Origin of the sequence: Streptococcus sp. S5 (genome assembly GCF_034134805.1) — a bacterium.
GTDB lineage: Bacteria > Bacillota > Bacilli > Lactobacillales > Streptococcaceae > Streptococcus > Streptococcus lingualis.
Window position 1 is genome coordinate 530223 of the sequence record NZ_CP139419.1, and the last position, 12158, is coordinate 542380.

Consider the following 12158-nt stretch of genomic DNA (forward strand, 5'->3'; position numbering starts at 1 on the left):
AGCGGATACAAGTGTTTTTTGCGTAATTTTAAGTATTTTTGCTGTTTTTCTTATAAAACCTTCTTTCTGACGTTTGTTTAAAAGGGGGAATTCTGCTATAATATGTCAAAATCAATTGGAGGTTTCCTATGGCCAGTGAATATGAAAAAATGATTGCAGGCGACTTTTATAGACCCGGAGACCCTGAATTACGGGCTTTGGCAAAAGTCTCTCGGGAGAAGCAAGAGGCCTTTAACCAGGAGTTGGACCCTAAAAAAGGGGCAAGCATTATTAAAGAGTGGTTTGGTTCTAGCGGTGAAAACCTCTATCTCAATCGTCACGTTCTTGTGGATTATGGAATCAACATCCATCTGGGAGAAAATTTCTATGCCAATTACAATTTGACCATGTTGGATGTATGTCCCATTACCATTGGAAAGAATGCCATGATCGGTCCCAATTGTCAATTTTTGACGCCCTTGCACCCGCTGGATCCAGACGAGCGCAATTCTGGTCTGGAGTACGGCGCACCGATTAGGATAGGGGACAATTTCTGGGCAGGAGGAGGCGTCACCATTCTTCCTGGTGTGACACTGGGCGACAATGTGGTCGCTGGAGCTGGGGCAGTTGTGACCAAGTCCTTTGGAGACAATGTGGTCCTTGGAGGAAACCCAGCCCGTGTCATCAAAGAAATACCCGTCAAAAAGGAGAAACAATGATCCATAAACACGAAATTCCGATTTTAGAGTTCGACGATAACCCACAGGCAGTCATTATGCCGACTCATGAGGGGTTAGACCTGCACCTACCTGAAAAATGCGTTTATGCTTTCTTAGGGGATGAGATTGACCGCTTTGCCAAAGCTGCTGGAGCTGAGCAAGTAGCTAGCTTTGTCTCAGCTACCAAGGCTTATCCAGTCTATGTTCTGGAGCACCAAGGGGAGGAACTCTGCTTGACACAAGCGCCAGTTGGATCTGCAGCTGCTGCCCAATTCATGGATTGGTTGATCGGCTATGGGGTGAGGAAAATCATTTCCTCAGGAAGCTGTGGCGTCTTGGTGGACATGGAAGAAAATACCTTTTTGATCCCGACCAAGGCCTTGCGAGATGAGGGAGCCAGTTACCATTATGTAGCGCCTTCTCGTTATATCGAAGTGGACAGTCGTGCACTGACCGCCATTGAAACTGTCTTGAAAGGAAAAGAAATTCCCTATCAAGAGGTCATGACTTGGTCGACGGACGGCTTCTATAGAGAAACGCCCGACAAGGTGGCCTACCGTATTGAAGAAGGGTGTCGTGTTGTGGAGATGGAGTGCGCCTCACTTGCAGCAGTAGCCCAACTTCGAGAAGCGGTTTGGGGCTTGCTCCTCTTTACCGCAGATTCTCTTGCAGATCTGGAAAATTATGACCAGCGTGACTGGGGATCTGAAGCGTTTGAGAAAGCCTTAGAATTGTGCCTAGAAATGGTTCATCACTTGTAGGTCTATTCACTTTTTGTGATATAATGAAGCTATGTTAGTCAAATTATTTTTTAAACAATGGAAGTCCAAGATGAAAAGCCTGTCTCCGGCAAGACGGATTTTTCTTAGTTTTGCCTTGGTTATCTTGCTTGGCTCCCTCTTATTGAGTCTGCCTTTTGTCCAGCAAGCAAGCTCAACAGCAGGCTATGTCGACCACCTCTTTACAGCGGTCTCCATGGACTGTGTGACGGGGCTCTTTACCCAGTCGGTGGCTTCGACCTATAATGGTTGGGGGCAATTGATTTGTATGCTCTTGATTCAGATCGGTGGTCTGGGGATCTTGACCTTTATCGGTCTCTTCTTTATGGAAAGTCGTCAAAAGCTCGGCTACAAGGACCGGCAGACCATCCGGGACAGCTTTGGCTTTAGCAATAACCAGAGCTTGGCCCGTTTTGTCCGTTCTATTTTCATTACCACCTTTACCATCGAAGGACTGGGGGCCTTGCTCCTCATGATTCGCTTCATTCCTCGCTTTGGCTGGGGCCATGGGATTTTTAATTCCATCTTTGTCGCGGTTTCCGCCTTTTGTAATGCGGGCTTTGATAATTTTGGGGGCGATAGTATGATGAGCTTCCAGACCGATTGGCTGGTGAACCTGACCTTGTCTGCCCTGATTATTACGGGGGGCTTGGGCTTTATGGTTTGGTTTGACCTGGCCACCAAGGCCCGCAATCAATCAGGACGGCGAACTCTTCGCTTCCATACCAAGGTGGTTCTCTGGTTAACCGCTGCGATCCTCCTCTTTGGGACAGTAACCAGTCTCTTGACCGAGTTTAATAATCCAGCAACCATTGGGTCTCTCCCATTGGGAGACAAGATCTTAGTCAGCTTCTTCCAAACCGTCAGCATGCGGACAGCTGGTTTTGCCTCCTTAGATTATACAGCAGTCCGGCCAGTGACGCTCTTCATCTATCTCTTGCAGATGTTTCTAGGTGGAGCACCAGGCGGGACAGCAGGAGGGATGAAGATCACCACTTTCTTAGTGCTGATTCTCTTAGCACGCAAAGAATTGCTCGGCTTGCCACATACCAATCTGGGTAAGCGCACCATTGCACCAGACTTGGTTCAACGTTCCTTTGGGACGGCGGTGATTTTCCAGTTGACCTTCTTAATGGGGCTATTAGGAATCTGTTTAGTGACGCCGGATGGCCAACGCTTTATTTATTTGGTCTTTGAGGTGGTATCCGCTCTAGCGACAGTGGGAGTGACCGCCAATGTAACCTCGACCTTAAATGGAGCGGGACTAGCCATTATCATGGTCCTCATGTTTATTGGACGGATCGGTCCTTTGACCCTCATGGTTAGCTTGAACAATTACCAAGCCAAGAAAGCAGATACCTTGCAGTATGCTAAAGCAGACATCATTATCGGATAGGAGAGACTTATGGCAAATCGAACCATTGGAATTTTAGGATTAGGAATTTTTGGACAGAGTGTCCTGAAAACCCTGCAGGATCAGGATGTGGATATTATTGCAATTGATGATCACGCTGATGTGATTAATCAGTATGAATCCATGATTACAACTGGAATTGTCGGAGATATTACGGACTTGGACCTCTTGGATGCAGTAGATATTGGGAATTGTGACACGGTCGTTATCGCGACGGGTGAAAACCTGGAGTCCAGTGTGCTGGCTGTCATGCACTGTAAGGCACTTGGTGTTGAGCACGTCATTGCCAAGGTCAAAAATGAAGTGACCAAGGAGGTTCTTGAGAAAATTGGGGCTGATTTGGTCATCCTACCAGAGGTAGAAGCGGGAATGTCCCTAGCTAAGATGATCCTCTTCCAACATGGGATTGAAGTCTTCCAGTTGGACGAAGAAGTGGTAGTGGTTGAGTTTACGGTTCCAGCTAGCTGGGTAGGAAAAAGCCTTCAAGACTTGGCTGTCAGAGAGGAGTACCATCTCAATATTATTGGTTACCGAAATGCGGAAGACCAGCCACTTCAGATTCAGATTGGTCCTGATTTTATCTGGCCAGAAGGCATGCGCGTGATGGCAGTGACAGACAACCAATATTTAGATAGAATCCAAGATTTGTTAGACTAATAGTGTAATGGAAACGGCCGAAAGGTCGTTTTTTTCTTCTCTAGGTTAACTCTTCTTTAAGCGTTGATTGCTAAAGTAAGAGAAACAAAAATACTTCCATTGTGGGAATAGAAGGATGAAAGATGACTTTTTTTAACAGAATACGACCCAAACAGCCCTTAAAAGAGCTCAAATGGTTTGATATTGGTATTGTGACGGCTATTCTTTTTGGGCAATTCATTATCCGCTCGACCCAGCTGTTTTTAGCCAGTTTCCAGCCAGTCGCGCAGACTGCAGTAGCCACAAGCAGTAGCAATACTGCAAGTGAAGGAGCTGCTTATTCCAGCAATATGACCTTGCAGTTGATCTTGCTGGCTCTGGCCCTTCTTTACTTGCTGCTCCGTCGCTTTGACTTTAAACAATTGCAGATCCGCTTCAAGTGGTCCACCTTGATCTGGGTACCCCTGCTCTTTGCAGCGATGGGACTTTTTGGGGATGTAATCTCAACAGTTTCGGGTGAATACAATTACCTAAGTCCGAGTCTTTGGCCTTTTATCGATCCTATGCAGATCCTCCATAAGTTCATGGCTCTGAGTCCCATGGCAATTGCTTATGGATTACTCAATGGATTTTATGAAGAATTTTTCTTTTTGGGCTTAATGACTTCGGTAAGTGAGAAGAACAAGTGGAAGGCGCTGGCCTTTTCAACCCTGATCCGCTTTTCCTTCCACACCTATCAAGGGCTTCTCTGGGCCTTTGTGATTGGCGTCATTTATGGACTCTTTTATTACGTCATGTACAAGAAAGTCGTCAAGAATCTCCTGCCATTTTTCCTCATGCATGCCTTGGCAGATATGTTTGGCTCGAGTCTTATGTATCTCTTGATCAATTGGGGAAGTTGATCTTATAAAATTTTAGGAAAGGCTCTGTCAAGTGTTGACAGGCCTTTTTTTGAGTGCTATAGTAAAATCGTAAGCGCTTACCTAGTAAGGCGAAGCAGATGAAAAGAGGGCAAATCAGATGCCCTATAAAAAGAGGAGGACAGACAAATGGCAGGACCAGTGATAGAGGGAGAAAACTATCGGATCTCCGTATTAACGGAATCTTTGGTGCGCTTGGAATACTCAGAAGATGGTGTTTTTGAAGATGGTCAGACGCAAGTTGTGCAAGATCGAGATTTTGGACCAGTTTCTTATGAGATCACAGAGACCGAAGAGGTCCTCGAGCTGCATACGGAGCATCTCCACCTTCATTTTGAAAAGGGACCTTTTGCACCGGATCGGCTTTTTATCGAGCTCAAGGGTCAGTATGCAGTCTATGGTAGCCGGTGGCACTATGGAGATCAGCCTGAGACCTTAAAGGGGACCAGTCGGACGCTTGACGAGGTCGATGGGGCTATGGAGTTGCAAGATGGGATCTTGAGCAAGGCCGGTTATGCTCTTTTAGACGATTCCGCTTCCTACTTGTATGATGACGAAAGCGGGTTTAGAGCACGGCCCTATCCAGAAGTGGATCTGTATTTCTTCGGTTATGGGCGCGATTATCTAGGCGCCTTGAAAGATTTTTACCATCTGACAGGACAGCCACCCCTCTTGCCACGTTATGCTCTGGGCAACTGGTGGAGCCGGTATTGGCCTTATACCAGTCAGGAGTACACAGATTTGATGGATCGCTTCAAAGCAGAAGGGGTGCCTCTTGCGGTCAGTGTGATCGATATGGACTGGCACAAGACAGCGATCCCTGCTCGCTTTGGAAGTGGTTGGACGGGCTATAGTTGGAACCGGGATTTGATTCCTGATCCAGCTACCTTCTTAAATGGCCTACATGAGCGTGGTTTAAAGGTGACCTTAAATGTCCATCCGGCAGATGGAATTCGCGCCTTCGAAGATGCTTATCCCATGGTCGCAAAACGCTTGGGACTGGATGCTGAAAAAGAAGAAGCAGCTAGCTTTGACTTTTATAGTCCAGCCTTTCGCGAAGCTTATTTCGAAGATGTTCACCATCCTTTGGAAGATCAAGGAGTCGACTTTTGGTGGATTGATTGGCAACAGGGAAGTCATGGCAAGATGGATCCCCTTTGGTTGTTAAATCACTATCATTATCTAGACAATTGTCGAAAAGGCCAAGCTGGTCTCATTTTATCACGATATGGGGGTCCTGGCAGCCACCGGTATCCGATCGGTTTTTCAGGGGACACTATTGTGACTTGGGAATCCCTAGCCTTTCAACCCTATTTTACTAGCACAGCTTCCAATATCGGCTACACCTGGTGGAGTCACGATATCGGTGGCCATATGCGGGGCTACTATGATGAAGACTTGGCTCTTCGCTGGTTGCAGTTTGGGGTTTTTAGCCCGATCAATCGTCTTCATAGTTCTTGTAATGCCTTTAACAGTAAGGAACCGTGGTTTTACTCGTCTGAGACCTGTCGCTTGATGAAGCAGTATTTGCGCCTGCGCCATAGCTTACTGCCTTATCTCTACACTATGAATGTGGCGACACACGAAGAAGGACTACCTTTGGTTCAACCCCTCTATTACCACTATCCAAACGAAGAAGAGGCTTATGAAGCGAAAAATCAATATTTCTTTGGCAGTGAACTCATGGTGGCACCAATTACAGAAGTGCTGCATCCGGTCTTTCATAGTGCGTCTGTGAGCGTTTGGTTCCCAGACGGCGTTTGGTACGATTTCTTCCATGATTGGAAGTATGAAGGAAGAGGCAAGCTCACGGTCTTTAGGACCAGCCAGGATATTCCAGTCTTTGCACGTGCGGGAGCCATCATCCCTATGGATGCACAACCACAGACAGGAGTGGACCTTCCAGAAATGCTAGACTGGCATCTCTTCCCAGGTGACAATCGTTCCTTCGTACTCGTCGAAGGAGAAGGAGCTAGCAAGGTTGAAACCCGCCTAACAGTCGATTGGGATGAAAGAAAGATTAGGCTGGATTTGACAGGTGATCTAGTCTTGCTTCCTGAAAAGAGACAGCACCGTTTCTTGCTCCATACCTTTGAGACGGACCCTATCATAGTGGGCAATCAAAGTCAGGAAATTGCGATGGGTGAGCTGCAATCGCGTCCGATTGCCAAAGAAGATCGGATGTTTGAACTCTTGAAATCTGCTAACCTGGCCTACGATAGGAAAAACGAATTATTTGCGGCTTGTTCAAGAGCCAAGGATTGGAAACAGTTGATGAAGGTCATCACACCTTTGGAGGAAGGCTTGCGCCAACGTCTCTTTGAAGTGATTTATTCCAGTGAAGAGAATGAAGACTTGTAAATTCTTGCAATTTCACCCCTATTTTTGTATGATGAAAGTGATTTCACAATCATAAAGGAGAAGAAAAAATGGAACAAAAATGGTGGCATAATGCCGTAATTTACCAAGTTTATCCAAAAAGTTTCAAGGATAGTAATGGCGATGGCATCGGGGATCTCAAGGGGATCACGAGCAAGCTAGACTATCTGGAAAAGCTTGGGATTACAGCCATCTGGCTCTCACCAGTCTACAAGAGTCCTATGGATGATAACGGCTATGACATCTCGGATTACGAGGATATTGCCTCCATCTTTGGTACCATGGAAGATATGGAAGAATTGATCGCAGAAGGTCAGAAACGCAAGATCAAAATCATCATGGACTTGGTGGTCAACCATACCTCTGATGAGCATGCTTGGTTTATCGAGGCGCGTGAAAATCCGGATAGTCCAAAGCGTGATTTCTATATTTGGCGGGATGAGCCAAATGGCATCATTTCTGCTTTTAGTGGTTCTGCTTGGGAATTTGATGAGACCTCAGGTCAATACTACCTGCACAACTTTAGTAAGAAGCAACCAGACCTCAACTGGGAAAACGAGGAGCTTCGTCATCAGATCTATGACATGATGAATTTCTGGATTGACAAGGGAATTGGTGGCTTCCGTATGGATGTCATCGATATGATCGGTAAGATCCCAGATCAGGAAATCATCAACAATGGTCCCATGCTCCATCCTTACTTGAAGGAAATGAATCAAGCGACCTTTGGCGATAAAGATCTGCTCACAGTGGGGGAAACTTGGGGGGCGACTCCAGAGATTGCCAAGCAATACTCCAATCCAAAAAATCAAGAATTGTCCATGGTTTTCCAATTTGAACACATCGGTCTTCAATACCAACCGGGTCAACCAAAGTGGCACTACGCCAAGGAATTGGATGTGCCTAAATTGAAGGAAATTTTCACCAAATGGCAGACGGAATTAGGAGAAGAGGAAGGCTGGAATTCCCTCTTTTGGAACAACCACGATTTGCCACGGATTGTGTCAACTTGGGGGGATGATGGGAACTATCGTGTCAAATCTGCCAAGGCTTTAGCGATTCTGCTTCACTTGATGAAGGGAACTCCTTATATTTATCAAGGGGAAGAAATCGGGATGACCAATTATCCATTTAAGAGCCTTGAGGACGTAGAAGATATCGAGTCGATCAACTATGCTCATGAAGCCTTAGAAAAAGGCGTGCCACTCGAAGTGATCATGGATCAAATCCGCCATATTGGTCGGGACAATGCTCGGACACCGATGCAGTGGAATGATGAAGCAGAAGCCGGTTTTACGACAGGTCGTCCATGGCTTGCGGTCAACCCAAACTACAAAGAGATCAATGTGGAGGCTGCCCTAGCAGATCCAGACTCTATTTTCTATACCTACCAAGTCCTCATTGCTTTGAGAAAAGAGTACCCTTGGCTTGTGACTGCTGATTATGAATTGGTGGACGCAGCAGACAAGGTTTTTGCCTACAAGCGGGTAGAAGGAGAGCACGCCTATCTGGTGGTTGTCAATCTCTCTAGTCAAGAGCAAGAGTTGCCACTTGTCAATGGGGTTGAAGAGGTTCTCATTGCCAATACCAAGGTGGAGCAAGTCCTTGAATCAGGCAAGTTGGCCCCTTGGGATGCCTTCTGTATCAAACTAGCCTAATACAAGTAAGAAAAATAGAGGAAATTACTTCCTCGTAGAAGCAGGTCTTTCTCAATAGAGAAGGCCTGCTTTGTTTTTAGGGGCTGTTCTTCTAGCAAAATCCGCTCAAAAATGGTTTTGGGGATGCTTGGGTTATAGGAAATATTTATAAGAAGTCCTAGTTTTTGATTTTGATTTCTGCTCTCAAGGCCCATTAAATCTGTGTTATAGTTTTTGGCTATATCAAAATTCGTGTAAAAGCAATTATACAAGACGGCTATCTTCTGATATGATAGTGTCAATTAGAATTTTTGGAGGACACAACATGTCAACTACAATTATCGGTTTCCCACGTTTGGGTGAATTCCGTGAATTAAAATTTACAACTGAAAAATACTTTAGAAAAGAAATCTCAGCAGACGAGCTCTTGGCAGCTGCTAAAGACTTGCGTGCAAAACACTGGAACATCGTTAAAGAACAAGGCATCTCAGAGATTCCTTCAAATGACTTTTCACACTACGACAATTTCCTTGATGCAGCCTTCCTTTTCAACGTCGTGCCTGCATCTGTTCAAAACTTGGATTTGACAGACCTTGAACAATACTTCGCTTTGGCGCGTGGTTACCAAGGTGAAAAAGGGGATGTGCGTGCCCTTCCAATGAAAAAATGGTTCAACACCAACTACCATTACATCGTTCCTAAATTTGAAAAAACAACAGAAGTGAAATTGGCTGGTCACAAGATTTTTGATGAGTACCAAGAAGCTAAAGAATTGGGGATCAACACTCGTCCAGTAGTCGTTGGACCATTCACTTTCCTTCAATTATCTGACTTTGAAGATGGTGTGAAAGCTGAGGACTTCGTAGACAGCTTGGTTGCTGCTTACCAAGAAGTCTTTGCAAAATTGGCTGAGCTTGGTGCGACTCGTATTCAACTCGATGAGCCAGCTCTTGTCAAAGATTTGTCAGCTGAAGAAAAAGCTCTCTTCTTGAACCTCTACAACAAACTCTTGGCTGACAAGAAAGGCCTTGAAGTCTTGATCCAAACTTACTTTGGTGATGTTCGTGATGTCTACAATGACCTTGTAAACTTGCCAGTAGATGGTATCGGTCTTGACTTTGTTGAAGGGAAGAAAACACTTGAATTGGTGAAAGGTGGCTTCCCAGCTGATAAGACTCTTTACGCAGGGATTGTGAACGGGAAGAATATCTGGCGCAACAACTATGAAAAGAGCTTAGAAATCTTGGATCAAGTTCCAGCTGAAAAGGTTGTCTTGACGACTTCTTGCTCACTGCTTCATGTGCCATTTACAACGGCTAACGAAGATTTTGAACCAGCTATTTTGGACCACTTCGCCTTTGCAGTTGAAAAATTGGGTGAATTGCGTGACTTGGATGCCATCCGCAATGGTCAAGGGGCGGAAGCTCTTGCTGCCAACAAAGAACTCTTTGCAACAGAACGTGTTGGAGCGAATGCTGAACTTCATGCTCGTATCGCAGCTTTGACAGAAGCAGACTACACTCGTTTGCCAGCTTTCGCAGAACGGGAAGAAATCCAAAAAGAAGCCTTCAAGCTTCCAGCTCTTCCAACCACTACCATCGGTTCATTCCCTCAAACTAAGGAAGTACGTGCCAAACGTTTGGCCTTCCGTAAGGGTGAATTGACTCAAGAAGAATACGATGCCTTCCTTGCTGAAACCATCGACGAATGGATCAAATGGCAAGAAGAAGTTGGATTTGACGTGCTTGTACACGGTGAATTCGAGCGGAACGATATGGTTGAGTACTTCGGTCAAAACTTGTCTGGTTACCTCTTCTCTAAAAACGGTTGGGTACAATCATACGGTATGCGTGGAGTGAAACCACCAATCATCTGGGGTGATGTGACTCGTCTTAACCCAATCACTGTCAAATGGTCTAGCTACGCACAAAGCCGTACGAACAAACCTGTTAAAGGGATGTTGACTGGACCTGTGACCATCCTTAACTGGTCATTCCCACGTGAAGATATCTCTATCAAGGATTCTACTCTTCAAATCGCTCTTGCCATCAAGGATGAAGTTCTTGACCTTGAAGCTGCAGGCGTGAAGATCATCCAAATCGACGAAGCTGCTCTTCGTGAAAAATTGCCACTCCGTCGTAGTGACTGGTATGAAGACTACCTTGACTGGGCGATTCCAGCCTTCCGTTTGGTACACTCAACTGTCGCACCAGACACCCAAATCCACACTCACATGTGTTATTCAGAATTTACAGATATCATCCCAGCTATCGACAACTTGGATGCTGACGTTATCTCATTTGAGGCAAGCCGTTCAAACCTTGAAATCTTGGATGAGTTGAAAGCCAAAAACTTCCAAACAGAAGTTGGACCTGGGGTTTACGATATCCACTCACCACGTGTCCCACAAGACGGTGAAATTGATCACACCATCGAAGCAATCTTGGCTAAAGTACCAAGTGGCAAAGTTTGGATCAACCCTGACTGTGGTTTGAAGACTCGTGGAATTAAAGAAACAAAAGAAAGCTTGATCAAACTCGTTAATGCTGCTAAAGAAGCGCGTGAACACTTGTAAGAAATGTTTCGAGGACCTTCTATCATCGTGTAGAGGGTTTTCGAATCGTTCCCTTATCCTAGAAATAGTGGCTCAGAGTTCTTGATCAAAGAAACAAAAGAAAAGGATAGAATATGTCACAACACACACCGTCTCTGTCATTTGAAGTTTTTCCTCCAAATCCTGAAGTAGGCAATGCCAAACTCTTACGTGCCTTGGCAAATATGCAGGAGCTAGCTCCCCACTTTATTAGTGTGACCGCTAGCAATAATAAATACAATATCAAAGAGACGACGGTTGCTTTAGCCAATTACATTCAAAATGAATTGTCTATTCCGACGATTGCTCACTTGCCAGCCGTTTATTTGAGCAAGGAAAAAGTGGCCGATACTCTTCATGAGTTAGATGAAGTCGGGGTGCATCGGATTTTGGCTCTGCGTGGGGATATTATCCCTGGTGTGGAACCTTTAAAAGACTTTCGTTATGCAACGGATCTGATTGAATTTATTAAAACAGAAGCCCCTCATTTTGAGGTGATTGGTGCTTGCTATCCTGAGGGACACCCAGATTCTCCAAACCAAATTTCAGATATTCAAAATCTTAAAAAGAAGGTAGATGCAGGGTGCTCTAGCTTGGTCACTCAACTTTTCTTTGACAATGAGCGTTTCTATGATTTTCAGGATAAGTGTACCTTGGCTGGGATCAATGTTCCTATTCATGCAGGAGTGATGCCGATTCTCAATCGCAATCAGGCCCTTCGTCTCCTTAAGACTTGTGAAAATGTTCATATCCCACGGAAGTTTAAAGCCATTCTGGATAAGTACGAGCATGATCCAGAATCCCTTCGCGCAGCTGGCTTGGCTTATGCAGTCGATCAAATCGTTGATTTGGTCACTCAAGATGTGGCAGGTGTCCACCTTTACACCATGAACAATGAAGATGTCGCTTACCACGTCTACCAAGCAACAAAGGCGTTATTTGATCATCAACCGAATTTTGAAGTGAATTAATCAACACTTTTAGTAGGGAGTGTAGAGATTGAGAAAGAATCGTTCTCAATCTCTTTTTATTTGGATAAATCACTTGCTAAAAGCCAACTTTTTTTTTATAGTATAACTAAGACGATTTTGGAGGCGCTTGC

9 protein-coding genes are annotated in these 12158 nt (G+C 45.1%); all 9 read left to right on the forward strand.

All coding sequences use genetic code 11. The features are described 5' to 3' along the window. Positions 1 to 128: 128 nt before the first annotated feature. A complete protein-coding gene (locus tag SM123_RS02450; protein ID WP_320909760.1) occupies positions 129 to 698 on the forward strand; it encodes a sugar O-acetyltransferase in 570 nt (189 codons plus the stop codon). Further along, a complete protein-coding gene (locus tag SM123_RS02455; protein WP_320909761.1) occupies positions 695 to 1459 on the forward strand; it encodes a nucleoside phosphorylase in 765 nt (254 codons plus the stop codon). Before SM123_RS02450 ends, SM123_RS02455 begins: the two co-directional genes overlap by 4 nt. A 31-nt stretch (positions 1460 to 1490) precedes the next feature. Continuing rightward, positions 1491 to 2873, forward strand: coding sequence for a TrkH family potassium uptake protein (locus SM123_RS02460; protein WP_320909762.1), 1383 nt, complete (start codon positions 1491 to 1493; stop codon positions 2871 to 2873). 9 nt (positions 2874 to 2882) lie between these two features. Next, a complete protein-coding gene (locus tag SM123_RS02465) occupies positions 2883 to 3548 on the forward strand; it encodes a TrkA family potassium uptake protein (RefSeq protein WP_320909763.1) in 666 nt (221 codons plus the stop codon). A gap of 122 nt (positions 3549 to 3670) precedes the next feature. Then, the gene (locus tag SM123_RS02470; protein WP_320909764.1) at positions 3671 to 4429 is read left to right on the forward strand and encodes a CPBP family intramembrane glutamic endopeptidase; all 759 of its coding nucleotides are present in this window, start codon (positions 3671 to 3673) and stop codon (positions 4427 to 4429) included. 147 nt (positions 4430 to 4576) lie between these two features. Then, complete coding sequence (locus SM123_RS02475) at positions 4577 to 6808, forward strand: glycoside hydrolase family 31 protein (protein ID WP_320909765.1); 2232 nt, start codon at positions 4577 to 4579, stop codon at positions 6806 to 6808. Between the two features lie 68 nt (positions 6809 to 6876). Then, entirely contained in the window at positions 6877 to 8484 is a 1608-nt protein-coding gene (locus tag SM123_RS02480) for an alpha-glucosidase (RefSeq protein WP_320909766.1), read from the forward strand. A 304-nt stretch (positions 8485 to 8788) separates the two neighbouring features. Beyond that, positions 8789 to 11038: a 5-methyltetrahydropteroyltriglutamate--homocysteine S-methyltransferase gene (metE, locus tag SM123_RS02485; protein WP_320909767.1), complete on the forward strand. Its 2250-nt coding sequence runs from the start codon at positions 8789 to 8791 to the stop codon at positions 11036 to 11038. Positions 11039 to 11151: 113 nt separating this feature from the next. Then, the gene (gene metF / locus SM123_RS02490; protein WP_003005168.1) at positions 11152 to 12027 is read left to right on the forward strand and encodes a methylenetetrahydrofolate reductase [NAD(P)H]; all 876 of its coding nucleotides are present in this window, start codon (positions 11152 to 11154) and stop codon (positions 12025 to 12027) included. Positions 12028 to 12158 lie beyond the last annotated feature (131 nt).